The organism is Pantoea sp. GM_Pan_4 (assembly GCF_026541005.1).
GTDB lineage: Bacteria > Pseudomonadota > Gammaproteobacteria > Enterobacterales > Enterobacteriaceae > Pantoea > Pantoea dispersa.
The window spans coordinates 67,829-94,062 of the sequence record NZ_JALNUZ010000012.1 but is presented as its reverse complement, the minus strand read 5'-3'; the positions used below and the strand labels follow the sequence as shown (position 1 = coordinate 94,062).

General features: G+C 57.3%; 19 protein-coding genes. 12 read left to right on the top strand and 7 right to left on the bottom strand.

All coding sequences use genetic code 11. From position 1 onward, the window contains the following. The first annotated feature begins 115 nt into the window (after positions 1-115). Both OXR61_RS19625 and OXR61_RS19620 read left to right on the top strand, forming a co-directional pair. Entirely contained in the window at positions 116-1,018 is a 903-nt protein-coding gene (locus OXR61_RS19625) for a LysR family transcriptional regulator (protein WP_021509405.1), read from the top strand. Between the two features lie 124 nt (positions 1,019-1,142). After that, positions 1,143-2,063, top strand: coding sequence for a LysR family transcriptional regulator (locus tag OXR61_RS19620; RefSeq protein WP_021509406.1), 921 nt, complete (start codon positions 1,143-1,145; stop codon positions 2,061-2,063). Here OXR61_RS19620 and OXR61_RS19615 read toward each other — a convergent pair. Both OXR61_RS19615 and OXR61_RS19610 read right to left on the bottom strand, forming a co-directional pair. Next, the gene (locus OXR61_RS19615) at positions 2,053-3,747 is read right to left on the bottom strand and encodes a thiamine pyrophosphate-binding protein (RefSeq protein ID WP_021509407.1); all 1,695 of its coding nucleotides are present in this window, start codon (positions 3,745-3,747) and stop codon (positions 2,053-2,055) included. The two genes, OXR61_RS19620 and OXR61_RS19615, sit on opposite strands and share 11 nt — an antisense overlap. A gap of 144 nt (positions 3,748-3,891) precedes the next feature. Continuing rightward, entirely contained in the window at positions 3,892-4,884 is a 993-nt protein-coding gene (locus OXR61_RS19610) for a tyrosine-type recombinase/integrase (RefSeq protein ID WP_021509408.1), read from the bottom strand. A gap of 622 nt (positions 4,885-5,506) precedes the next feature. On the opposite strand from OXR61_RS19610, the gene OXR61_RS19605 reads away from it, so the two are divergent. From OXR61_RS19605 to OXR61_RS19590, 4 genes are all read left to right on the top strand, one after another. Continuing rightward, entirely contained in the window at positions 5,507-6,490 is a 984-nt protein-coding gene (locus OXR61_RS19605; protein ID WP_267412522.1) for a DUF1852 domain-containing protein, read from the top strand. A gap of 27 nt (positions 6,491-6,517) precedes the next feature. Beyond that, positions 6,518-7,546, top strand: a complete 1,029-nt coding sequence (locus tag OXR61_RS19600; protein WP_021509410.1) for a methionine synthase — start codon at positions 6,518-6,520, stop codon at positions 7,544-7,546. Between the two features lie 353 nt (positions 7,547-7,899). Beyond that, complete coding sequence (locus OXR61_RS19595; RefSeq protein WP_031280087.1) at positions 7,900-8,283, top strand: hypothetical protein; 384 nt, start codon at positions 7,900-7,902, stop codon at positions 8,281-8,283. After that, positions 8,276-10,372, top strand: coding sequence for a pyrroloquinoline quinone-dependent dehydrogenase (locus tag OXR61_RS19590; RefSeq protein ID WP_021509412.1), 2,097 nt, complete (start codon positions 8,276-8,278; stop codon positions 10,370-10,372). Before OXR61_RS19595 ends, OXR61_RS19590 begins: the two co-directional genes overlap by 8 nt. A 133-nt stretch (positions 10,373-10,505) precedes the next feature. On the opposite strand, the gene malG is transcribed toward OXR61_RS19590, so the two are convergent. Genes malG through malE form a run of 3 tightly spaced genes read right to left on the bottom strand, consistent with a single transcriptional unit; the run spans position 10,506 to position 14,187 of the window. Then, complete coding sequence (gene malG, locus OXR61_RS19585; protein ID WP_021509413.1) at positions 10,506-11,396, bottom strand: maltose ABC transporter permease MalG; 891 nt, start codon at positions 11,394-11,396, stop codon at positions 10,506-10,508. A gap of 9 nt (positions 11,397-11,405) precedes the next feature. After that, complete coding sequence (gene malF / locus OXR61_RS19580) at positions 11,406-12,938, bottom strand: maltose ABC transporter permease MalF (protein ID WP_031280088.1); 1,533 nt, start codon at positions 12,936-12,938, stop codon at positions 11,406-11,408. A 58-nt stretch (positions 12,939-12,996) separates the two neighbouring features. Continuing rightward, on the bottom strand, positions 12,997-14,187 hold the full coding sequence (gene malE, locus OXR61_RS19575) for a maltose/maltodextrin ABC transporter substrate-binding protein MalE (protein ID WP_031280090.1): 1,191 nt from the start codon (positions 14,185-14,187) through the stop codon (positions 12,997-12,999). A 361-nt stretch (positions 14,188-14,548) separates the two neighbouring features. Here malE and malK point away from each other — a divergent pair, with 361 nt between their 5' ends. The 3 genes from malK (at position 14,549) to malM (ending at position 18,025) form a co-directional block, all read left to right on the top strand. Beyond that, positions 14,549-15,658, top strand: a complete 1,110-nt coding sequence (gene malK, locus OXR61_RS19570) for a maltose/maltodextrin ABC transporter ATP-binding protein MalK (protein WP_021509417.1) — start codon at positions 14,549-14,551, stop codon at positions 15,656-15,658. A gap of 41 nt (positions 15,659-15,699) precedes the next feature. After that, the gene (locus OXR61_RS19565) at positions 15,700-17,001 is read left to right on the top strand and encodes a maltoporin (RefSeq protein ID WP_021509418.1); all 1,302 of its coding nucleotides are present in this window, start codon (positions 15,700-15,702) and stop codon (positions 16,999-17,001) included. 106 nt (positions 17,002-17,107) lie between these two features. Beyond that, positions 17,108-18,025: a maltose operon protein MalM gene (gene malM / locus OXR61_RS19560; RefSeq protein ID WP_230857113.1), complete on the top strand. Its 918-nt coding sequence runs from the start codon at positions 17,108-17,110 to the stop codon at positions 18,023-18,025. A gap of 94 nt (positions 18,026-18,119) precedes the next feature. On the opposite strand, the gene malQ is transcribed toward malM, so the two are convergent. Together malQ and malP are read right to left on the bottom strand one after the other, a co-directional pair. After that, positions 18,120-20,189: a 4-alpha-glucanotransferase gene (gene malQ / locus OXR61_RS19555; RefSeq protein ID WP_021509420.1), complete on the bottom strand. Its 2,070-nt coding sequence runs from the start codon at positions 20,187-20,189 to the stop codon at positions 18,120-18,122. 8 nt (positions 20,190-20,197) lie between these two features. Next, entirely contained in the window at positions 20,198-22,600 is a 2,403-nt protein-coding gene (gene malP, locus OXR61_RS19550; RefSeq protein ID WP_021509421.1) for a maltodextrin phosphorylase, read from the bottom strand. Between the two features lie 276 nt (positions 22,601-22,876). On the opposite strand from malP, the gene malT reads away from it, so the two are divergent. The 3 genes from malT (at position 22,877) to OXR61_RS19535 (ending at position 26,233) form a co-directional block, all read left to right on the top strand. Beyond that, a complete protein-coding gene (malT, locus tag OXR61_RS19545) occupies positions 22,877-25,579 on the top strand; it encodes an HTH-type transcriptional regulator MalT (protein WP_021509422.1) in 2,703 nt (900 codons plus the stop codon). A gap of 127 nt (positions 25,580-25,706) precedes the next feature. After that, the gene (gene relB / locus OXR61_RS19540; RefSeq protein ID WP_021509423.1) at positions 25,707-25,946 is read left to right on the top strand and encodes a type II toxin-antitoxin system antitoxin RelB; all 240 of its coding nucleotides are present in this window, start codon (positions 25,707-25,709) and stop codon (positions 25,944-25,946) included. After that, positions 25,946-26,233 (top strand): type II toxin-antitoxin system RelE/ParE family toxin, encoded by a 288-nt coding sequence (locus tag OXR61_RS19535; RefSeq protein ID WP_021509424.1) that lies wholly within the window; start codon positions 25,946-25,948, stop codon positions 26,231-26,233. Before relB ends, OXR61_RS19535 begins: the two co-directional genes overlap by 1 nt. Position 26,234: the final 1 nt, after the last annotated feature.

Below are 26,234 nucleotides of genomic sequence, written 5' to 3'. Positions count from 1 at the left end.
AATTTTCCGGCGCGCTCCTGCCGTCGCCGTCCTGCTGCCAAAGATAATGCGCTCGCTAATCAGGGGCTAATTGGTATTATGCTTTTATTAATAACGAATCCTTATCAGGTGTGGCATGGATTACCGTAAGCTGCGTTCTTTTCTGGCACTCGCCGATACGCTGCATTTCGCACGGGCGGCGGCGGCGGTTAACCTCACGCAACCGGCGTTGTCTCAGCATATTCAGGCGCTGGAGCAGCAGTGGGGCGTGAAGTTATTTGCGCGCGACAAGCGTAAGGTGAGTCTGACGCGCGAAGGCGCATTGCTGCTCGGGGAAGTCCAGCAGACGGTGCAGCGTGTGGAGCATCTGCAGGACACGATTAAGCAGGTGGCCGCCGGACGACGCGGCATGTTACGCATTGGCTATGTGGGCACGTCCATGCTGGAGCCGGCGCTGGTCAAAATTATCCGCGCCTTCAGACGTGATTTTCCCCAGATCGCGCTGCAACCCGAGGAGTACAGCGTCAACCAACAGCTAAGCCTGCTGGAGAGCGGCGATTTGGATATCGGCATCCTGCGCGGGCCGCTGCCGGAACGTCGTCAGATTAGCCGGCAAATTCTGCATCAAACCTCGCTGTGTGCGGTGCTGGCCGACGACCATCCGCTGGCGCAGCAGGCCTGCGTCTCGCTGGCTGATTTGGTAGCGGAGCCGCTGATTTTGCAGGAAGATCCGGAAGGCATCGGGCTGGGTGGCGCGGTGCTTAATCTCTATGCCGCCGCCAGGCAGATTCCCGCCAGCGTGCTCCGCGCGCGCGATGTGGCCACCGCCGTTGACCTCGCTGCGCTGGGGCTGGGCGTGACCTTCATCCCCCACGCCCCGGAGAGATTTTTGCGGCAGGATGTGGCACTACTGTCGCTGGCACAGCAGGATGTCACGACGGCACTCTACCTGTGCTGGAAAACCGGCGCGGCCAACCCGGAGATCCGGCGCTTTGCCGGGTACGCGCAGTCGCACTATGGTGAGGAACCCGCTGCGTAATCAGCCGGGCATTCCAGCCTCAGCGGCGTTATGGGGATCTGGCTGGCGAATTGCTATGCCATATCGGCTAAATTGTGATTCACTGACGTAATCTATTGTCAGATTATGCGTGAGAAGCGCAGTCATGAAGCCAACACTGAATCAGCTAATGAGTTTTTGTACCGTGGCAGAAGTGGGGAATATAGGCCGGGCAGCAGAAAAGCTGAATATTTCGCAGCCACCGCTAAGCAGACAAATAGCCCAGCTCGAACGCGATGTGGGTGCGAAACTGTTTACCCGTAATGCCAAAGGCATGAAACTTACCTTTGCCGGCGAGCAATTCCTGAAAGATGCTTACGCTGTATTAAGAATGATGCAGCAGGCGTGTAGTAATGTGCAGGCTGTTTCAGAAGGGCAAATGGGATTAATTAAGCTGGGCGCAACCATGTACGCATCGTACAGTGTGGTGCCGCAACTGGTCATGAAACATAGAATGAATTACCCCAGTATTGATCTGCAATTTCAGGAAATGATCCCGACCGGGTTAAACGCTGCGCTGGAGGATGGGCGGCTGGACGTTGCGATTAGCTTTTCGGAAGTCACCAGCTCCGCGATTAACTCGCTGGTGTTATTGCGTGAACCGTTAATTGTCGCGCTTCCTGCGGATCATCCCCAGGCCAATGTTGAAAATTTCACCCTTGAAACGCTGGCCAATGACCCGTTTATCATTGTGCCTCGCCCTATGTCGCCGCTGCTTTATGACAGAATTTTTAATCAATGCCTTAAAGCCGGTTTTAGTCCACATATTGGCGTTGAGGTTTCCGTCCAGCAAACCATCGTTAATTTCGTCGCTCATGGATTAGGGGTGGCCATCATTCCGGCAAGTATGGCGACGGCGCAGATAAGAGGCATTAATTATCGGAAAATTGCGGACGCAAATACCATCGAAAATATCCTGATGTGGTCTTCTAATAATAAAAATCCAGCGCTGGAACACTTTGTTAACCAATGCCGTGCCCTCGCAGAGGAGTTAAGCACGGCATCGGATACCCGCATCAGTTCTTAGCAATCACGATTTCGATCAGGCTGGGTTTACCGCTGGCGATAGCCTCTTCGACAGCCGCAGCGATCTGTGAAGCCACCTCAATCTTACGCGTTTTCAGCCCCAGCGCGGTGCCAAGTGCCTGATAATCAATCACAGGATCTACCAAATCCATGGCGATAAAACGATTGGTTTGCGCCGAGGTATAATCATCTTTAGACCGCATAAAGTTCTTAAGAACATTATATTCAGTATTGTTCATCACAATAAAGGTTACCGGCAATTGCTCATGGGCGGCGGTCCACAGCGACTGAGGCGAATACATTGCCGCACCATCCCCAACAAAACAGACAACAGGGGCTTTGCCCAGTCCGAGGGAATATCCCACTGCAGCTGGCATGCCCCAGCCCAGACCGCCACCGCGCATAAAAGCATATTGATCTGATCTGTTACTCGACAGCGATCTACGCAGCGATTGAGAGGTCGCAATGGCCTCGTCAACAATTGTAATATCCGGACCAATAGCGCGCGCAGCCTCAAATGCGGCAATCAATGGCGTGATCTTCGTGGCGGACTGCTGCTCTTGTACCGACTGTAATAAGTTCTCTTTAGTTTGTTCGAACTGTGCTGCCGCAGCCGCGAAACGACGCTGATAATCCGGGCGATTATGCGCGGTAGCCTCTTTCAGCTCAGGTAGCAGCACCGCCAGCGATAATTTAATATCGCCGAGAGTTGAGAGCTCGCTACGATAAGTTCGTCCCAAATCGCCGGCATCGGCTGAGAGCTGGAACACTTTACAATGCTCCGGCACGGCACGCCCCTCGGTGTAGAGGATGGTGATGAGCGATTTACCGCCGAGCGCAAAGATTGCATCGTATTGATCAAGCGCTTTGGCAATGTCCGTCGCCTGAGTAGAGAGATTGCCTCGCCACAGAGGATGCGCGGTGGGATACGGAATCCGATTCGGCCAGGTTGAGCCATAAACGTCAGCGGCCAGCAACTCAGCCAGTGCCACAACTTCCGCAGCCGCGCCGCTTTGATGAATCTCATCGCCGGCAATAATCGCGACCTTGCCGGGGGTGAAGGCGGCTAATTTTTTGGCTAACAGCGGCAGTGAACCTGCGACCGCTTTACGATCAACGTTAGACGGCGCGCCGATGTCGACGGAGCTCATGGCTTCCATCACATCCATCGGTAAAGAGAGAAAAACCGGGCCTTTAGGCGCAGCGTCCGCATCATGGAAAGCACGGCGAACCAGGATTGGCAGCTGGTCAACGCTGGTGACTTCCTTCGACCATTTGGAAAAAATCTTACCCATACTCACTAAATCCCCCAGCAGCAGGGGATCGGTGATGCTGTGGCGTAAATCCTGCTGGCCAGCAGTCACTACTAATGGCGTTTGCGAGCAAACCGCATTGTGCAGATTCCCCATGCCGTGTCCCAGACCGCCGGCCGTGTGCAGATTGAGAAAACCGGGCTTACCGGCGGCCTGCGCGTAACCATCGGCCATCGCAACCGCACTGGCTTCCTGCAAGGCAAGCACATAGTTGATGTTGGGATTTCTGAGCAGGGCGTCCATGAACGGTAATTCAGTCGTACCTGGGTTACCGAACACATACTCAACGCCTTCGCTCTCTAACACTTCCAGCAGGACATCACCACCGCGGCGTACCGGGGTGTCGTTTAATTTTGCAATGGGTTTATTCATCGTTGTTCACCTCTGACTATCGGTTAATAATCCGCCAGTTTCCGGGCTGAATTTATCTTAGAAGCAGGGTGAGCGTTGATTCCAATACTAAGATTGGCCTGTTTGATACCCTAAAAGGTATGGCTATGAAGCAAAGCCGCGTGATTAAAGGTGCCCATTCATCAAATCCACCATCGCCCCGGCATGCGCATCAACGTGGCGAATATAGCGCATCACCGTTTCCGGCTTCTTCCAGGTGCCTTCCTGCATGATCTGCGCGGTGCTGTACTTATTCCTGGCCATATCAATGGCGGCACCGACCCGGGTGCTATGTCCCGACCAGCCGCGATAGCGATTCTTATTGGGTTGCACGCCGGTGCCCGGTCCCGCTTCACGCCAGGCGCGGACGAAAATATCCTCCAGCGCGCGGGTCGAGAGCGGTTTATCGCAGACAATCTGCGCCTGATTAGCGCGGTGCACCGGGCCAAAAATGAACGCGTCGGGTTCAGCGATCAACCCGGATGCCACCAGCCATTCGGTCAGCCGTTGTGATGAGAGATCACCGAGTGCCTTAATCAGTCCCCCGGTCATCACAATGGTTTTGGTCCAGGCAACATCGAGAATGATACGGCCATCGGCCGAGCGCGAAATGTCACGCACCCGCAGGCGGCTCAGCTCACTGATGCGTAATAACGTGGCGTAAGCCACATGCAAAAATGCCAGATCGCGCTGCTGTTGCAGGCGGTCAGAGCCCGCCCAGCGCTGATCCAGCTTAAGTAAATCCCGAATGCGAAAGGGGATGGCCTGACCGGCACGTTCACCGGCTATCACTGCGCTACGATTGATTTTTTTCACGGCGCGGAACACCAGCGGCGAAACATTGGGCGGCACCAGTCCGGCGTTACGGTGTAACATGGAAATCAGTGCAGCATGAGTTGCGATTGTCGAAGAGGCGCGTCCCGATGCCTGAAGCCACAGCAGGTAATCACGCAGATCGGCAGGATCCATCGGTAAAAATTGCCGGCCATGTTCAGTCGCCCAGCGGCTGCCGATCCGCATAACGCTCAGCAACTGTCGCCACGTGTTATCAGAAAACGCCTCTTTATCACTGACAAATTCTCTCAGGCGTTCAGCAATATCCTCATCAGCACTGTGCATCAGGGCCGGCCTAGCAGTAATCCCGGGCAGGGTGTCCGTTTTACTCATTAATTTATGACGTCGCTACGTGAATTCTGTGCATGTAGCAGGGTCATCACCCGCCAGATTTAACGTAGCGGTGCCGGTTTTTTATGCACGGCGTGGCACTGACACACTGCATCATGTTAACCAAAGGTGATGATCCTGCGGATCCTGACTTCATATAATGCCAATTATATAAAGTCAGCTATTCTAACCGCTGAAAATCTGGATGGACAGCGCTAAAGGGGATGGAAAACTCGATGGTGAAGTTTTTTCAACTGACAAACGCGCCGTCAGCTGACAGGCTAAGGATGGACAATGTGATAGCGCAGATTAGCGCCTGATTTTGCAGGTTTTTTGCGCAAGCGCGACCTATTTTACTTCAGCGCGAGGCTGGTGCAGGCAACATGAAGTTAGCTCATCTTGCTTTGAAATTTAATCACTTTTCCTCACGCGGGGACTCTGGCATAACTAAGGTCATGTTAAATATTTTCGACAATATGACCACTGCTGAATTTGCAATCCTGTAAACGATTTGGAAAATCCTGCAAAGGAGAGACCCGCTTCAGGTTGCAAGCAGAAATCAGGATGCCCGCTCGCGATGAAAAATGATTTTACCTTTAGTATAAAAAGCACGCGCTTCGATGAGAATTACAATCCCTCCAAAGATACGCGCATTACCACCAATTTTGCCAACCTGGCGCGCGGCAGCAATCGTGAAGAGAATCTGCGCAACGCGCTGATCATGATGAACAACCGTTTCAATTCGCTGGCGAACTGGGACAACCCAAAAGGCGATCGCTATGCGGTTGAACTGGATATCATTTCTGTAGAGATGAATCTGGGTGCTGGCGGCGAGGGCAAAAGCTTTCCGGCGATTGAGATCCTGAAAACCAATATTGTTGATAAAAAAACCAGTGAGCGCATTGAAGGGATCACCGGCAACAACTTCTCTTCATACGTGCGTGATTATGATTTCAGCGTTCTGCTGTCCGAGCATAATAAAGGCCGTTCTGGTTTCAGTATTCCGGATGACTTCGGCGTGCTGCACGGCAATATTTTCCGCCATTTTGTCAACTCAGAGACGTATAAAGCCAAATTCCGCAAAGCGCCGGTCATTTGCCTCAGCGTCTCCAGTAAAAATATCTACCGTCGTACCGGTAACCAGCATCCGGTGCTGGGCATTGAGTATCAGCAAAATGAATCTTCATTGACCGATCTCTATTTTGCCAAAATGGGACTCAGGGCGCGCTATTTCATGCCGGCCAACAGCGTGGCGCCGTTCGCCTTCTACTTCGCCGGTGATTTGCTGAGTGATTACAGTAACCTGGAGCTGATCAGCACCATCAGTACCATGGAAACCTTCCAGAAAATTTACCGCCCGGAGATTTACAATGCGAACTCACCGGCGGGCATTGAATATCAGCCAGACCTGTATCACCAGGATCACTCGCTGACCAAAATTGTTTACGATCGCGAAGAGCGTACCCGCCTGGCGATTGAGCAGGGTAAATTTACCGAAGAGCAGTTTATTAAGCCTTACCACAGCATTCTGAAACAGTGGTCTGATCATTTCGCTCTTTGATTAACGAATAAATAAGGTTATTGATTAATGAAAACATTATTACCGACGTCAACCGCTGGCAGCTTACCAAAACCTTCCTGGCTGGCGCAGCCAGAGACATTATGGTCGCCGTGGAAATTGCAGGGCGATGAGCTGATTCAGGGCAAGCAGGACGCACTGCGTTTATGTCTGGACGACCAGCAGCAGGCCGGTATTGATATCGTCAGCGACGGTGAGCAAACGCGCCAGCACTTCGTCACCACCTTTATCGAACACCTTAACGGCGTTGACTTTGAAAATCGCAAAACGGTGCGCATCCGTAATCGCTATGATGCCAGCGTACCCGGCGTGGTGGGCGAAGTGAGCCGGCAGAAACCGGTCTTTGTCGATGATGCTAAATACCTGCGTCAGCTGACGCAGCGTCCAATCAAATGGGCGTTGCCTGGCCCGATGACCATGATCGACACGCTGTATGACGATCACTATAAAAGCCGTGAGAAGCTGGCCTGGGAATTCGCTAAAATTCTCAACCAGGAAGCGCGCGAATTAGAAGCCGCTGGCGTTGATATTATTCAGTTCGACGAGCCCGCGTTTAACGTCTTTTTCGACGAGGTGAATGACTGGGGCATTGCCGCTCTGGAAAGAGCCATTGAAGGCCTTAAATGTGAAACCGCAGTGCACATTTGCTACGGCTACGGCATCAAAGCCAACACCGACTGGAAAAAAACGCTGGGCACTGAATGGCGTCAGTATGAAGAGATCTTCCCGAAACTGCAGAGTTCCGGCATTGATATTGTATCGCTTGAGTGTCAGAACTCACGCGTGCCGATGGATTTGATTGAACTGATTCGTGGTAAAAAAGTCATGGTTGGCGCGATTGATGTCGCCACCAACACCATCGAAACACCGGAAGAAGTGGCTGCCACGCTGCGTAAAGCGCTGCAGTTTGTTGATGCCGATAAACTTTATCCAAGCACCAACTGTGGCATGACGCCACTGTCACGTCATGTGGCTTACGGCAAGCTGCAGGCATTAAGTGCCGGCGCAGAGATTGTGCGCAAAGAACTGCAGGGCTAATGCGTAACGCTTTATTTGTCACTAACTCAGTCCGCAGGGTTTAAATACCCTGCGGACTGAGCGTTTGTGATCAACATCCTTGCCGTGCCGCCTGTCTGGCCTCGCTAAATTATCCTTTATAAATACACGCTCCGACCATTACAAATTCCCCATTTTTATCTGATTCCTGCTCTGCATCTACTCCGGCGGGCAGCCTGAATATCATCGTCTATACTCAGCAACGCGAAGTGATATATGCCGCTGCTTTTCACGCTGCGCTGGCGTTAATTTGATTAGCCCGCGCGAACAACAGCCGCATTGACTCATCAGTACACGCTGTTTTCCGTGCTTTCATCCTTAAGGGACTTCCTGGTATGTTGCAATCTCAATCCTCCCGTTTGGGCAGTTTACTGCTGCTGCTGGCGGCACTCATCGGCTTTGCCGTCGCGCTGTATGCCTGGCTCACGCCACTCACCGGTGTCACCGGCACCATTGGCGCGCTGGGCGTCGCTATTGCCAGCGTCGTGCTGGCGGTGCTGACCTTCCTGCTGCGCGCGGCAACCGGCCGTGCCGGGCGCATTTTCCTGATAGTCATTACGCTGCTGCTGTTATGCGCGATCGGTTTTGCTGCCGCGCTGCTGCATCAGGGGATCATTACGCTGGCAATGGTCATCGGGCTGATGGGTCTGATTATGCTGGCGCGCAACCCGGCGCATCGCGTTCGCCACGCCACCGCACAAGGAGCTAACCGTGCATAATGAAAAATACGTTCCGCTGCTCAAAGTCGGCATGACTGCCCTGGCGCTGCTGATGGCACCTGCCACGCTACGCGCCGAAGATAAAGCCGCTGAGGCGTCGATGGGTACGCAGGAGAAACTCAACGTGGATGCGGCCGATCAGCAGGCACCCGGCACCACGCACGCCACCGATGATGTCTCCAGCGGCAAGCGCGACGGCGAGAAAGTGGCCTCTGCCAGCCAGCCGGCCACGCCGCTGGTGCCCTCCACGGCGACGTGGGACAGTTTTCACGGCCAGCTCAACGCGCAGAAATACAGCCCGCTGAAACAAATCACCGCCGACAACGTCAGCAAGCTGAAAAAAATCTGGGAGTTTCACACCGGTGACGTTTCGGATGGCAAGGGCGACACGCCGGCGACCGTCTGGTCCGCCACGCCAATTTTTGCCAACGATACGCTGTACATCGGCACGCCATTTGATCGGCTGATTGCGCTGGATCCGGGCACCGGCAAGGAGAAGTGGCACTACGATACTAAATCGCCACGTCAGGCGCTGACCCAGCCGGTACTGAAAAATCGTGGCGTCTCTTACTGGCAGGCGAAAAATCCGCAGGCGGGTCAGGCCTGCCAGAAAATCGTTTATATGGGCACCGTTGACGGCAAGCTGTACGCACTGGATGCCGATTCCGGCAAGCCGTGCGAAAACTTTGCAGATAAAGGCGTGCTCAACGTCAACCAGTGGAATACGGTTAACGCTAAATTCCCGCTGTCCCTGCTCCAGCCGCCGACGGTGGTGGGTGATCACCTGATCGTTGGCTGGGCGGGCAAAGACTGGGCTTACGCAGAAGCGCCGCCGGGCACGGTGTTTTCAATCAACGCGCAGACCGGGGCACGTGAATGGACTTTTGACGCCATCCCGGCCAGCATTCGCCAGCGCACCGGTACGGCTAACGTCTGGACCCACATGTCGGCCGACGAAGCGCATGGCCTGGTTTATCTGCCGGTGTCATCACCTTCGCCAAACTACTGGGGCGGCAACCGCGTCGCTCCAATTCCGCTCGGCACCTCCACGACTGCGCTGGATGTAAATACCGGCAAAGTGGTGTGGTCGCGACAGTGGGTGCATCATGATGTGTGGGATTACGACATCAACTCAGCACCCACGCTGATGGACATTACCGTGAACGGGAAGCAGATTCCGGCGCTGATTCAGGCCACCAAGCAGGGTTTCCTGTTTGTGGTCAATCGCCTGACCGGTGAAGATGTCTGGCCGATTGAGGAGCGTCCGGTGCCGCAGGGCGATGGTTCAGTGCAGGGCGAGAAACTGTCGCCAACCCAGCCATTCCCGACCAAACCGGCACCGCTGCTGGATCAATCCAAAAAACCGGCGATCTGGAAGCTGGCCGATATTGTTGGCGCCGGTCAGTGCTCACGCCTGTGGGACAAGCTGAGCTATGACGGCATGTACACACCACCAACCACCCAAGGCGAAGGCGCACTGACCTATCCGGACAGCGCGGGCGGCGTGCAATGGGGCGGCGTGGCGTTCGATCCGCAAAAACAGATCGCCATCGTGAATACTTCGCACATCGTGCAATACGTGAAGCTTTACAGCCGCGCCGATTACGACAAGGCCGATAACGGCTCGGGTAACGAGAGTGGTTTCGCCCCGCAGGAAGGCGCGCCTTACGGCCTGCGCCTGATGGTGGCGAATAACTGGCTAGGCATGCCGTGCTGGCAGCCGCCGTTTGGCGAGATTGTTGCGCTCGATATGCACACCGGTGATGTGAAATGGCGTCGACCGGTCGGCGCGTCGCAGCAGTACGGCTTCTTCATGCCGGAAAGCTGGGGCTCGCCAACCATTGGCGGTCCGGCAGTCACCGCCGGCGGCGTGATCTTTATCGGTGCCTCAATGGATGCCAAAGTACGCGCCTATTCACTGGATAGCGGCGAAGAGCTGTGGTCCGATCAGGTTGAAGCGCCCGCAGTTGCCAACCCCTCGGTGTATGAATACAAAGGCCGGCAGTATGTTGCCTTTGTCGCCGGTGGTAACACCATCCTGAAGGATCAGGTGGGCGATCAGGTGGTGGTTTACGCACTGCCGGAATAACCCAGCGCAGTAAACCAACAAAGTGGGGCCACGGTGCCCCACTTTTTTATGCCTGCAATAAAAACGGCGGCCATTGGCCGCCAAAACCTCAACAGGTGGTTGCCGTTGAGGAAGCAGTGGTACTGATGAATCTTTACCCTTTTACACCGCCCGCCGTCAGTCCGCTCACCAGCCAGCGCTGCGCCAGTAAAAACACCAGCGTGATGGGAATGGCGGACAGCACGGCCGCCGCGGCGAAATCGCCCCACAGATAGTTCTGCGGATTAAGATACTGCTGCATCCCTACCGCGAGGGTATAGCTGTTGACGTCGCGCAGCAGCAGCGAGGCGACCGGTACTTCGGTGACCGCAGCGATAAACGCCAGGATAAACACCACCGCGAGGATTGGCACCGAAAGCGGCAGCAATACCAGACGAAACGCCTGCCACGGCGTGGCACCATCCAGCGCCGCCGCTTCCTCCAGCGAACTATCAATGGTTTCGAAATAGCCCTTAATGGTCCAGACGTGCAGCGCGATGCCGCCCAGATAGGCGAAGATCACGCCGCCGTGGGTATTGAGGCCGAGAAACGGCAGATATTGCCCCAGCCGGTCAAACAGCGCATAAAGCGCCACCAGCGACAGCACCGCCGGGAACATCTGAAAAATCAGCATGCCCTTTAGCAAACTGGCGCGACCGGCGAAGCGCATGCGGGCAAACGCATAGGCGCAGGTGGTCGAGAGTGCCACAATCCCCAGTGCACTAATGGCGGCGATCTTCACCGAATTCCACAGCCACAGCAGCACCGGGAAGGGCGGCGGCGTCACGCGACCATCGGCATGGGTGACGCTGAACCCGAGCGCCAGCCGCCAGTGTTCCCATGAAATCTGTTCCGGGATCAGACTGCCGGTGGCGAAATTGCCGCTGCGTAGCGAGATGGCAATCACCATCAGCAGCGGGAACAGAATTGCCGCGATAAACAGCAGCAGCAGCAGATGCGTCAGCAGCAGACGCAGCTTCTGCGATTTCGGTTGTACCATGGCCATAACGCCTCCTTAATCAAACTTCATGCGTAGCGCTTTCAGGTTAATCACCGCCAGCGCACCGACCAGCAGGAAGATCAGCGTGGCGATGGCTGCCGCCAGGCCGAAGTCCTGACCGCCGCCGCCTTCAAAGGCGATGCGCCAGGTGTAGTTGACCAGCAGATCGGTGTAGCCCGCCGGCGTAGTGGTGCCGAGTCGATCGGGGCCACCATTAGTCAGCAGCTGCACCAGCACGAAGTTGTTGAAGTTAAAAGCAAAGCTGGCGATCATCAGCGGCAGTAGCGGTTTCAGCAGCAGCGGCAGTGTAATCAAAAAGAAATTCTGCAGCGGCCCGGCGCCATCCATCGCGGACGCTTCATACAGATCGTCCGGGATCGCCTTGAGCAAGCCCATGCACAGGATCATCATGTAGGGATAACCCAGCCAGGTATTGACGATCACCAGCATGGCGCGCGCCAGCGTCGGATCGCTGAACCACGCTGGCTTGAAGCCAAACAGCGCATTGAGCATGACGTTGATTTCGCCAAAACTCTGGTTAAACAGCCCCTTAAAAATCAGTATCGAAATGAATGCCGGTACCGCGTAGGGAAGAATCAGCATCACGCGATAGATGGCCTTGCCCCGCAGCGCTTCCCACTGCACCAGACACGCCAGCACCATGCCCACCGCGACCGTCAGCAGCACGGTCAACAGCGAAAACAGCAGCGTCCAGCCAAATATCGCCAGGAACGGTTTCTGAATGCCTTCGTCGGTGAACACGCGGGCAAAGTTTTTCCAGCCTGCGCCAACGGTAAAGCCGGGGCTGAGCTGTTCGCTGGCCCAGCTGCCATCTGCATTGATCTGCTGATAGAACCCCGTGTCCCGGTTGGCCTGATAGCGGGCGCCGTTTTGCTGATTTCTCAGCTGTTCCGGTGCGTCCAGCACGTACAGCGGCCGCGTGCCGGAAAACTGGCGCAGCGAACTCATCACCAGCTCGCGACCGTCCGGCAGTCGGGCAGTTAACTGACTCAGCGCCTGACGGTTTTGGGTGATGGTTTTTAAGCTGGCGCGCGCGGTGGCGGGCAGCGCGGCTGGCGTGAGGCTGAGCTGCTGTTCACCACCCAGCGTAAACGGCGCAGACAGAAAGCTGTTTTCGCCTGTGCTGAGCGCCAGCTGCCAGCGATCGCCCTGCGAATAGAGCGCGAAGTTCATCGCGTCCCCGGCCTGATACTGGCGACTCAGCAGCACCTGCTGCGCGCGCGCCTCACTGAGCTGATTGGTGCTGCTGTAGTTGGTGAAGGCAATGGCGACGGTACAGGCCAGTGGAAACAGGACGAATAGCGCCATGCCGGCCAGTCCCGGATACACATAGCGCCAGGCATAGGCGCGCCGGTTGGTGTAAATCCACAGGCCTGCCGCGCTGACTACCAGCGTGACCAGCGCAAACAGGTATTCACCCTGAGCATACATTAGCACCAGAAGGTAGCCGACCAGCAGACAGCCGATCCCGACCAGCAGGCTGCGCAGCACCAGGCTGTGCCGTCTCTTTTGCGGTATTCCTGACATGATACGGTGTTCCTTAACAGCCAGTGGCGAGCCGACAGCCGTCGGCTCCGTAACAGCATTACTTATTGAGACGCGCCTGCGCATCCTTCAGCGCCGCATCGACGTTTTGACGACCACTCAGCGCATTCAGCGTCGCGGTGCGCATCGCATACCAGAAGGCCGCCATCTGCGGGATGTTAGGCATGATGTCGCCATTACGCGCATTGCTCATGGTGGCGGCGATGCGCGCGTCTTTCTCCAGCGTTTGCTGGAATGACTTCAGGGTGACCGCGCCCAGCGGCTTGTCCTTGTTAACCGCGTTGAGACCGGCGTCAGTCAGCAGGTAATTTTCCAGAAACTCTTTGGCCAGCTCTTTATTAGGACTGGCCGCGTTGATGCCCGCGCTCAGTACGCCGACAAAGGTTTTGGTCGGCTTGCCGTTCAGCGTCGGTAACAGCGTAACGCCGTAGTTGATGCCGCTTTTGTCGATATTGCTCCACGCCCACGGACCGTTGATGGTCATCGCGGTTTGTCCTTTATTGAAGGCCGCTTCGGCAATCGAATAGTCGGTATCGGCATTAAGGATTTTGGCTTTCACCTGATCGACGAGGAACTGCATGCCTGCTTTCGCGCCGGCGTTGTCGACGCCGGTATCTTTCACGTCATAGCCGCTATCGGTCTTTTTGAAAGCATAGGCGCCACCGGCGGCCAGCAGCGGCCAGGTGAAATAGGGTTCCTGCAGGTTAAACATGATGGCGCTCTTGCCTTTGGCGCGCAGCTGCTTATCCAGCGCCGCCATCTCTTCCCAGCTTTTCGGCGGGGTGGGCAGCAGATCTTTGTTGTAAATCAGCGATAGCGACTCCACAGACACCGGATAGCCAATCAGTTTGCCGTTGAAGCGCACCGCATCCCAGGTAAACGGAAACAGTTTTTGCTGGAAGTTTTGATCCGGTGTGACTTCGGCCAGCAGTCCTGACTGGGCATAGCCGCCAAAGCGATCGTGCGCCCAGAAGATGATGTCCGGCCCGTCACCCGTCGCGGCGACCTGCGGATATTTCTCTTCCATTTTGTCAGGATGTTCAACCGTCACGCTGATACCGGTGTCCTGCTCGAATTTTTTGCCTACCTCGGCGAGGCCGTTATAGCCCTTATCACCGTTGATCCAGATGACCAGTTTACCTTCTTCAATTTTGGCCACGGCCGAAGCCGAAAACAGTACGGCCGTAAGGGCGGAAAGGGCCAGAACGCGTGCGCCGGTTTTCATTGTCATAACTCCATCCTGTTAGCGGAAGCGGAAATCATCAGTGGCATCATTGTGCGGCGTTATGCCATTTCCTCATCCTCCTGCGCTCTACGCCCAACGGCACTAAGCCGTGATCGCGCTTGCAAAACAGCGCCTTAATACGCGCTGGCGCACACTATTGACGCGTCAGCTCTGCGTGACAGCTCACAAAATTGCCGTGAACGTCGCGCCGGCGCGGCTGGCGTACGTGTACTCCTCCTCCCGCCTCATCCCCCAGTAAAAACCCACACGGTGGAGGATGTTGCGCCGTCTGCCCCTGCCCATAGTGGTCGCCGGAGTCTGCCTGCGGTGCTGCAGGCAAGCATGAGCCTGCGAAGAGGAAAGCATCATGGCGAGCGTTGCGTTACACCATGTCACCAAGGCCTGGGGCGATACCGAGGTATCAAAAGACATCAATCTGGAGATCGGCGAAGGGGAATTTGTGGTGTTCGTCGGTCCATCCGGCTGCGGCAAATCAACGCTGTTACGCATGATCGCCGGCCTGGAAACCATCACTCGCGGCGATCTGCTGATTGGCGGTCAGCGTATGAACGATGTTCCGCCCGCTGAGCGCGGTATCGGCATGGTGTTTCAGTCTTACGCCCTTTATCCCCACCTTTCGGTGGCCGAAAACATGTCGTTTGGCCTGAAGCTGGCTGGCGTAAAGCGCGCTGAAATTCAGCAGCGCGTCAATCAGGTTGCGGAGGTGTTACAGCTGGCGCACCTGCTGGAACGGCGGCCCAAAGCCCTATCGGGCGGACAGCGGCAGCGCGTGGCCATCGGGCGCACGCTGGTGGCCGAACCGCGTGTGTTTCTGCTCGACGAGCCATTGTCCAATCTTGATGCCGCGCTGCGCGTACAGATGCGCATTGAAATCTCACGCCTGCACAAGCGCCTGAAGCGCACCATGATTTACGTTACGCACGATCAAATCGAAGCGATGACGCTGGCCGACAAGATCGTGGTGCTGGACGCCGGTCGCATCGCCCAGGTCGGTAAGCCGCTCGAACTCTATCACTATCCCGCTAACCGCTTCGTTGCCGGCTTTATCGGCTCGCCGCGCATGAATTTTCTGCCCGTCAAAGTGACCGCCACCGCCATCGATCAGGTGCAGGTGCGTTTGCCCAACGATCAGCTTGTATGGCTGCCGGTGGAGAGCGCCGGCGTCCAGATCGGCAGCAACATGTCGCTGGGTATTCGTCCGGAACATCTGCTCTCCAGCGACATCGCCGATGTCACGCTGGAGGGCGAAGTGCAGGTGGTTGAGCAGCTCGGCCACGAGACGCAAATCCATATCCAGATCCCCGCCATTCGTCAGAACCTGGTGTACCGCCAGGAGGACGTGGTGCTGGTAGAAGAGGGCGCCCTGATGGGTATTGGCCTGCCGCCGGAGCGTTGTCACCTGTTCCGCGAGGACGGGAGCGCCTGCCGCAGGCTGCATCAGGAACCCGGTGTTTAGCCCTGCAAAACAATAAAAGCAATGACCTCAGGAGATAGAAAATGTTAACTCTGCGCAAACTTCCCGTCGCGATTGCCATCGCAGCGGGTACGCTCTCCGCTCAAGCCATGGCGGTCGATTTTACGGGTTACGCCCGTTCGGGTATCGGCTGGACCGGCAGCGGCGGCGAGCAACAGTGCTTTCAGGCTACCGGCGCGCAAAGCAAATACCGTCTGGGCAACGAATGTGAAACCTATGCTGAACTGAAACTGGGCCAGGAAGTGTGGAAAGAGGGCGATAAAAGTTTCTATTTCGATACTAACGTCGCCTATTCCGTCTCCCAGCAGAATGACTGGGAAGCGACCTCACCGGCCTTCCGTGAAGCCAACGTGAAAGGAAAAAACCTGATCGATGCGCTGCCGGGTTCCACCATCTGGGCCGGTAAACGCTTTTATCAGCGTCACGATGTTCACATGATCGACTTCTACTACTGGGATATCTCCGGTCCGGGCGCCGGTCTGGAAGATGTCGATCTCGGGTTTGGTAAGCTCTCGTTCGCCGCGACGCGCTCTTCTGAAGCGGGCGGCTCTTACACCTTCTCCAGTGACCAGATCCGTGATTACGCCACCAGTACCGCCAATGACGTTTTTGATGTGCGTCTCGCCGGCATGGAAACTAACCCCAATGGCGTGCTGGAACTGGGTGTCGACTATGGCCGCGCCAACGCGCGTGACGGTTATCGCTTAGATGACGGCGCGTCGAAAGATGGCTGGATGTTCACCGCGGAACACACGCAGAGCATGCTGAAAGGCTACAACAAGTTTGTGCTGCAGTACGCCACTGATGCGCTGACCTCGCAGGGCAAAGGCCTGCCACAGGGCAGCAACATCAATAACAACGGCAAGATGTACCGCATCCTCGATCACGGTGCGATCTCGCTGGCCGATCGCTGGGATCTGATGTACGTGGCGATGTACCAGAACGTCGATCTGGATAACAACCGCGGAACCGAGTGGTACACCGTCGGCGTACGTCCTATGTACAAATGGACGCCGATCATGAGCACCCTGCTGGAAGTCGGCTATGACAACGTTAAGTCCCAGCAGGTCAGCGAACGCAACGGCCAGTACAAAATTACCCTGGCGCAGCAGTGGCAGGCTGGCGATAGCATCTGGTCACGTCCGGCGCTGCGCCTGTTCGCCACCTACGCCAAATGGGATGAGAAGTGGGGCTACAGCAAAGACGCCTCCGGCGATATCACGTCGCTGGCCGCGGCGGACAGCAGCGGCAACGGTCTGTTCACCAACAGCCGTGGCGACAATGATGAGTGGACCTTTGGCGCTCAGATGGAAATCTGGTGGTAAGGCGCTGCGCAGGTTAAGCAAACATCCGCCGTGCGTCAGACGCACGGCGTTTTCGGACAGCGGCGGCCATTGCCTGGTCCACGCCTGTCTGACAGCTTGTTGGGATATCACAATGCAAAAACATCTTATCGCCTTCTGCCTGAGCAGCGCGCTGCTGACCGGCGTCATTATGCCAGTCCAGGCCGACATCAATCTGGTACCGCAGGATCTTTCCGCGGCGCCGTCCATTCCCACCGCGCGGCTGCAGCAGCTCAGCTGGCAGCCGGTAGATGCTTCGCGTGCACAAACCACCACGCTGACACAAAGCGCAACGCCGCTGGATGTACGTGGCGTGACAGGAGCCATCGCGGCTTACAGCCTGCCTGCCAACCAGGGCGAGCTGACGGTTACGCTAAGCAGCGAGGTGGTACACAATCAGGTCTTTGCCCCTAATGTGCTGGTACTGGACGAAAACCTGCAGCCGGCCGCGTGGTTTCCGAGCCGCTTCTTTAGCTATCAGCAGCCCGGCGTGATGAGCGCCGATCGGCTGGAAGGGGTGATGAAGCTGACGCCGGTGCCGGGCCAGCAGAAGATCTATTTGCTGGTGTTCACCACCGACCAGGATTTAACCCAGACCACCACGCTGCTGGATCCGGCCAAAGCTTATGCCAAAGGCACTGGCCATGCGGTACCGGATATTCCCGATCCGGTGGCGCGTCACAGTCGCGACGGCAAAATCAAACTGAAAGTGGCAACCAGTTCCGGCTCCTCGATTCTGGTCGGCCCGCTGTTTGGCTCAGCCGCGCCTGCCGCTGTCACCGTTGGCAGCACCCGGCCGGCCATGGCCGCCACAGCGGCGCACGCGCCAGCGCCTGAACCGGCACCGCTGGTGAATGAGACGGAAAGCTATTTCAATCAGAGCATTCGTCAGGCGGTGCAACAGGGCAATATCGATAAAGCGCTGAAGCTGCTGGATGAAGCGGAGCGTCTGGGATCAACATCGGCGCGGCAAACCTTTATCAGCAGTGTTAAAGGCAAGGGGTGAAGCTACCCCGACAGTGCTGAGTTGCCCCACCTGGTGCGCTTCGGCGCACCTTTTTTATGGCACTCCGACCTGCACGGAGCAGGCCGGTTTCGTGCTACTTACGCTGACGCTGACGTGATTGTACCGCCGTCAGCAATACATCGATTCTGTCATCCTCCGCCATCGCTTCCAGCGTTACGCTGAGCTTACGTCGCCAGTTGGGATACTGATCGACGGTGCCCGGCACGTTGACCGGCAGTGCCATATCCAGCCACTCTTCCGGCTGCAAACCGAGCAGCGCACACTGGCTGCGGGCCAGATAGCGATGGATCGCCTGACTAAGCTGATGACTCATGCGGACGCTGGCCCGCCGGAAGCGGCGGCGCGGCGGCAGATCACCGCTGCGCAACAGCGTACGCAGCAACGCCTGTTTAGCCAGGCGCCGATCGCGATACAGGCCAGCGAGAATCGCCCGATCGGGGTAAAGCCCCAGCGCACTGCCCAGCCGCAAATCGTCACTTTGCCACCAGCCGCGCAGCGTCGGCATATCATGGGTGGTGGTAACGGCCATCGCCTGACGCGGCCACGTCGCTGGCGCGCGGAAGTGGCGCTGCGATTCCTGCTCAAAGTAGAGCACTTTGTAGGAGTACACACCGGCGTCGCGCAGTTTATCAATGATGGCTTCCGGCACGGTGCCCAGATCCTCGCCAATCACCATGCAACGATGGCGCTGGCTCTCCAGTGCCAGAATCGCCAGCAAATCATCCACCGGATAGTGCACATAGGCACCGTGCGCCGCGCTTTCGTCCTTCGGTATCCACCATAAACGCAGCAGCGCCATCACATGGTCAATGCGCAGTGCGCCGCAGTCGCGCATGCTGGCGCGCAGCAGGGCGATCCATGGTTCATAGCCGCGCGCGGCCATCACCTGCGGGTCCATCGGCGGCAGTCCCCAGTTCTGACCGAGTGGACCGAGGATATCCGGCGGTGCGCCAACGCTGGCGTCCAGGCAGTAAAGCTGCCGATCGCGCCAGGTTTCCGCGCCATCCGCCGACACGCCCACCGCCAGGTCGCGATACAGCCCGATCGCCATCTGCTGCTGCTGACACAGCTGCCAGCAGGCGGCAAATTGCTCTGCCGCCAGCCACTGCAGCCACATGTAGAAACGCACCTCGTCGCTGTGCTCAATGCGAAACGCCAGCACTGCCGCACTGTTGGCCTGCTGCCATTCGGCCGGCCAGTGTTGCCAGCCATAACCCGTGCCATCCTGGGCGCTGCGCGCCGCGTGCAGCGCATCAAACAGCCCCTGATGCAGCAGGCTGTCGCCCCCGGCACGCACAAACTCCGCAAACGCCTGCGCCTGTGCATCATCTGCCGTGCGCCGGCGAAACTGCTGCCAGGCAAGCCGCAGTCCCTGCAACTTAAGCCGGGTGACGGCAGTGTAATCCACCCACGCGGCGTCACGCGCTGCCCGAATCGCCTGCTGCGTCTCCTCAGCTTGCCACCAGGCCTGCGCCGCGTCGCTGAGGCCAAAATCGGCCACGGCGCTCACGTCGATATAGAGGATGTTGAGCCAGCGCCGGGAAGAGGGACTGTAAGGGCTGGCGCTTTCCGGTGCGGCAGGAAACAGCGCGTGCAGCGGATTGAGCCCGACAAACGCGCCGCCGCGCCGCGCGGTTTCAGCGATCATCTGCCGCAGATCGCCGAAATCCCCGATGCCCCAGTTAGCCGCAGAGCGCAGCGTATACAGCTGAATACAGCTGCCCCACAGCGATTCGCCCGCCAGCAGTTCCGCAGGTTCGTAGCAGCGGCGGGGTGCCACTACAATCCGGCAACAGTGACACTGTAACTCCTGGGTCAATGTCAGCTGGTGATAACCGGCGGGCAACGCGGGCAACACCAATGCTTCACCCGGCTGGCAGCGCCCGGACCAGCTTTCGCCGCTTTCGCTCGTCAGCTGCCAGTCTGCGTCGGCGCTGAGCACCGGTGTCAGACTCAGTGGCTGTCCGACATAAAAAATCACCACCGGCGGCAGCGGTGCGGAGCCGTTCACAGGCGCCTGCATCAGCGCAGCGAGACGCTGATGAGTAAGAGCAGAAATCTGCCGCGGTTTTCCGTGCGCATCAATATATTCCGCAGCAATAAGCGCGTCAGCACGGCGATCAAGAGCATCTTTGGGTTTCATGGCGTTCCTTAGCGGCTGGCCTGCCAGATACGTTGCTGATAGTCACGAATGGCGCGATCGGCACTGAACATGCCGCAACGCGCGGTATTGAGGATTGCGGCGCGCGTCCAGGCCTCAGGATCGGCCCACAGCGCTTCAACCTGCTGCTGCGCGTTGAGATAGTGGCGAAAATCAGCCAGTACCAGATAAGGATCGCCGCCTTGCGCGCCCAGGCTGTTGACCAGATCGCTAAACGCCGTGCGGTCGCCGTTACTGAAGGTGCCATCTTCCAGCGCGGTCAGCGCGCGATCCAGCTGCGCGTCCTTACTGCGCCAGTTCAATGGCGAGTAACCGGCCTGTTTCAGCGCGCTGACCTGCTCTACGGTATGGCCAAAGATAAAGATATTCTCTTCACCCACCTGCTGCGCGATTTCAACGTTGGCCCCATCCAGCGTACCGATGGTAAGTGCGCCGTTCAGCGCCAGCTTCATATTGCCGGTACCGGATGCTTCTTTGCCCGCAGTCGAGATCTGTTCCGAGAGATCGGCGGCCGGGATCAGGCGCTCGGCAACCGACACGTTGTAATCAGGGATAAAAACAATTTTCAGCCGGTCGCCGACGCGCGCATCGTGGTTGATGGTTTCCGCCACTTTATTGATGGCGAAGATGATGTTTTTTGCCAGCGCATAACCCGGCGCCGCTTTGGCACCAAACAGCATCACGCGCGGAGCCAGATTGGCCTGCGGATCGCTCACCAGCGTTTGCCACAGCGCAATCATGTGCAGCAGCATCAGGTGCTGTCGTTTGTATTCGTGCAGCCGCTTGATCTGGACGTCAAACAGCGCATCAGGCTGCACCGCAATGCCGGTTCGGGCGGCGATCCACTGCGTCAGCGCCTGCTTATTGCGCTGCTTAATGGCGCGATATTCGGCGCGGAAGGCGGCATCATCAGCGAACGGCGTCAGATCCTGCAGCGCATCGAGATCGTTAAGCCACGGACGCAGCAGCGTTTTGTTGATCAGCGCCGCCAGCGCCGGATTGCACTGGTTGATCCAGCGACGCGGCGTGATGCCGTTGGTGACATTGTGGAACTTCTCCGGCCACAGCGCGTGATACTCGGGGAACAGGTCCTGTACCACCAGCCGCGAGTGCAGCGCCGCCACGCCGTTCACTGCAAAGCTGCCGACCACGCACAGATTTGCCATGCGCAGTTGCTGATCGTGCACCAGCGCCAGTTTTGACCAGATCGCCTGATTACCCGGCCAGCGCGCCTCAACCTGCTGTTTTAGCTGCGCATTGAGCGTATTGATGATCATCAGATGGCGCGGCAGCAGGCTACGCACCAGGCGCAGGTTCCAGCACTCCAGCGCTTCCGGCATCAGCGTGTGGTTGGTATAGGCGAAGGTGCGCTGAGTAATGCGCCAGGCGTCCTGCCAGCTGAGCCGGTGCTCATCCAGCAGCAGGCGCAACAGCTCCGGGATGGCCAGCGTCGGATGCGTATCGTTCAGCTGGATCACTTCATAATCCGCTAACGTTTCGATGGCTCGCCCCGCGGCCTGATGACGGCGCAGAATATCCGCCAGCGTGCAGGCACACTGGAAATACTGCTGCATCAGACGCAGCTTTTTGCCGGCCTGATGGTTGTCATTCGGGTAGAGCACTTTGGTCAGTTTTTCCGCCTCAATGCCTTGCTGTTCTGCACGCAGAAAATCGCCGTTATTGAAACGCTGGAGATCAAACGGTCGGGCATGCTTTGCCTGCCACAGACGCAAGGGCTGCGTGATGCCGTTGCGGAAACCAACCACCGGCAGATCCCAGGCTTCACCCTGCACAACAAAAGCAGGCTGCCAGTGCGTCACGCCGTCAATGGTGGTCACGCTGCCGCCCAGTCCGACCTGCACGTCAAGCGCCGCGTTGTGGCGAAACCAGGGATAACGATCGCGCTGCCAGTCATCCGGCTGTTCGTGCTGCGCGCCCCCGACAAAATGCTGGCGAAACAGGCCGTACTGGTAGTTCAGGCCATAGCCGATAGCAGGCTGGCCGGTGGTCGCCATCGCATCGAGAAAACAGGCGGCCAGCCGTCCCAGACCGCCGTTGCCCAGTGCCGGATCGGTTTCACGCTCCAGCACGTCACTCAGCGTCACTCCAGCTGCGGCCAGCGTCGCTTTGACGCCGTCGTACCAGCCGAGATTCAGCAGATTGTTGCCGGTCAGCCTGCCCAGCAGAAACTCCATCGACAGATAATTAACGTGGCGCTGTCCGCCAGCGGCCGGCTGCGCCGGTATATCCGCCAGCAGTTCGGCCAGCGCGCCGCTCAGCGCGTGCCACCACTGGTCGGGGCTCATTTCCTGCGCATCCGGCAGGCCAAAACGTTGCCACTGGCGCACCAGCGCGGCAGAAAAACGGTCAGGGTCAAATGTGGGCAGTGCCATAGGGAAACTCCAGTCGAATAAATAGGGTTTCAGGCAGTGTGACGCTGCCGCCAGGCGGCTACCTCCTCCTGTAAAAAATTCCACGGGGAGGACAGGGAGGGTGGAGAGGCTGAGGTAAATCTGAAAGCGCGGCAGGAGTGTGATAACACTCGCTTTTGTAAAGCGTAACTAATCAGTTCGCTTGCATTCAGTAACCGAATCTCCGAACGTGTATGACTATTAATTACGAAGCGTAAAAAAATGATGCGCTGAACGTTAACGGAGAAGCGTGCGCCCATGTTGATACCCTCAAAACTGAGTCGTCCCGTTCGTCCTGAAAGCACGGTTACCCGCGATCGTCTGCTGCAAAAGCTCAGCGCAGCGGCGAATTACCGGCTGGTGCTGATTGCCAGCCCGGCGGGCTACGGCAAAACCACGCTGGTATCGCAGTGGGCGGCTGATAAAAGCGAGCTGGGCTGGTATTCATTAGACGAGGGCGACAATCAGCCGGAGCGCTTCGCCGATTACCTGATCGCCGCGCTGCAGCAGGCTACCCGCGGCGCATGCAGCCGCAGCGAGACGCTGGCGCAAAAGCGTCAGTACGTGAACCTCAATGCGCTGTTCGCCCAGCTGTTTAATGAGCTGGCCGCGTGGCAGCAGCCGCTGTGGCTGATCATCGATGATTATCATCACATCACCAATCCTGCCGTGCATGAAGCGATGCGCTTTTTCCTGCGCCATCAGCCGGATAACCTGACGCTGGTAGTGCTGTCCCGCAATCTGCCGCAGTTGGGTATTGCTAATCTGCGCGTGCGTGAACAACTGCTGGAGCTGGGCAGCCAGCAGCTGGCCTTCACCCATCAGGAGGCGAAACAGTTCTTCGACTGCCGCCTGAGTGCGCCGCTCGCGCCGGATGAGAGCAACCGTCTGTGTGATGATGTAGCAGGCTGGGCGACCGCGTTACAGCTGATCGCACTGTCCACCCGTCAGGGCGCGGCATCGGCGCAGGACTCCGCACGCCGGCTCTCCGGCATTAATGCCAGCCACCTTTCTGATTATCTGGTCGAGGAAGTGCTGGATAACGTCGATGCCGCCACGCGCCATTTTTTGCTGAAGAGCGCGTTATTGCAGTCGATGAATGATGCGCTGGTCGCCTGCGTGACCGGTGAAGACAACGGGCGCATGCGGCTGGAAGAAATTGAACGTCAGGGGCTGTTTATTCAGCGCATGGATGATTCAGGGCAGTGGTTCAGCTATCACCCGCTGTTCGGCAGCTTTTTGCGTCAGCGCTGCGAATGGGAGCTGGCCAGCGAGCTGCCGGCCATTCACCGCGCGGCTGCGCAAAGCTGGATGGCGCAGGGTTTTCCCGGCGAGGCGATTCATCATGCGCTGGCGTCCGGCGATACCGATATGCTGCGTGACGTGCTGCTGCAGCACGCGTGGACGCTGTTCAACCGCAGTGAACTGGCGCTACTGGAGCAGTCGCTGAATGCGCTGCCGTGGCGCACGCTGCTGACCAGCCCGAAACTGGTACTGCTGCAGGCCTGGCTGATGCAGAGCCAGCATCGCTTTTCCGAAGTTAACCGGCTGCTGGCACGCTTTGAGGAAGGCTGCGACTGCGAAATTGACGCCGCGCTGCAGGGTGAATTCAATGCGGTGCGCGCGCAGGTAGCCATCAATCACGGCAACGCCGACGAAGCAGAGCGGCTGGCACGGCTGGCGCTGGAAACGCTGCCGGAAACGCGTCGCTACAGCCGCATTGTGGCCACTTCAGTGCACGGCGAAGTGATGCATTGCAAAGGCGATCTGACCAACTCGCTGGCGCTGATGCGGCAAACCGAACAGATGGCGCGCCGCGATGAAGCCTGGCACTACGCGCTGTGGAGTTTGATTCAGCAGAGCGAAATCCTGTTCGCGCAGGGCTTTTTACAGTCAGCGTGGGAGATTCAGGAAAAAGCGTTTGTGCTGGTGAGTGAACAGCATCTGGCGAACATCCCGCTGCACGAGTTTTTACTGCGCATCCGTGCGCAGCTGATGTGGGCGTGGGGCCGGCTGGATGAGGCCGAACACGCCGCGCGCGCGGGCATCAAAGTCCTGAAAGGCTATCCGCCCCAGCAGCAAATCCAGTGCCTTGGGCTATTGATTCAGTGCTCGCTGGCACGCGGCAATCTGGATAATGCGCGCAGCTATCTTAGCCGGCTGGAAAACCTGATGAATAACGGCGTGCTGCACAGCGACTGGATTGCCAACGCCGACAAAGTGCGGCTGATCTACTGGCAGATGACGGGCGATGCGCAGAGTGCCAGCCACTGGATGCGCCATACCGATAAACCCGCCTTTGCCAACAATCATTTTTTGCAGGGCCAGTGGCGCAATGTGGCGCGGGCGCAGATCCTGCTGGGCAATCTCAGCCAGGCCGAAGTGATCCTCGATGAGCTGAATGAAAATGCGCATGCGCTGCGGCTGATGAGTGATTTAAACCGTAACCTGCTGCTGCTGAATCAAATCTACTGGCAAACCGCGCGCAAAGCGGAGGCGCAGAAGGCGCTGATCGAAGCGCTGAAGCTGGCACGCAGCACCGGCTTCGTCAGCCACTTCGTGATTGAGGGCGAAATGATGGCGCAGCAGCTGCGCCAGTTAATTCAGCTCAATACGCTGAGCGAACTCGATCAGCATCGGGCCCGGCGCATTCTCAGTGAGATCAACAAGTATCACCGGCATAAGTTTGCCCATTTCGATGAGGGCTTCGTCAGCCGGCTGTTGAACCACCCGGATGTGCCGGAGCTGATTCGCACCAGTCCGCTGACCCAGCGCGAATGGCAGGTGCTGGGGTTGATCTACTCCGGCTACAGCAACGATCAGATCGCCGGCGAGCTGGACGTCGCGGCAACCACCATCAAAACCCATATCCGTAATCTGTACCAGAAGCTGGGCGTCACCCATCGCGCCGAAGCGATGCACCAGGCGCAGTCAATGCTGAAACTGATGGGCTACGTTTAAGGCAGAAGTCGTGTGGCGGTGGATCTCATTACCTCGCAGAGCGCGTATAACGCTGGGCATGACTTGATATATGCATGAGGGAGTGAAATACTTGTAATGACATTTGTATGTACAAGAGGTGTAGGACATGGGCAGCATCAACCTGCGTATTGATGATGAACTCAAAGCACGTTCTTACGCTGCGCTTGAAAAAATGGGGGTGACTCCCTCTGAAGCGCTTCGTCTCATGCTTGAGTATATCGCCGAAAATGAACGTTTACCGTTCAAACAGACACTGCTGAGCGACGAAGATGCTGAGCTGGTCGAAATAGTGAAAGAGCGGCTTCGCAAGCCTAAGCCAGTTCGTGTGACGCTGGATGACCTTTGATGGCCTATTTTCTGGATTTTGACGAGCGGGCACTAAAGGAATGGCGAAAGCTGGGCTCGACGGTACGTGAACAATTAAAAAAAAAGCTGGCTGAAGTACTTGAGGCACCCCGTATTGAAGCGAACAAGCTTCGCGGTATGCCTGACTGCTACAAAATAAAGCTCAGGTCTTCAGGTTATCGCCTTGTCTATCAGGTGATAGACGAGAAGGTGGTGGTTTTCGTGATTTCGGTTGGTAAAAGAGAACGCGCGGAGGTTTATAACGAGGCCGTGAAGCGCATTCTCTAAA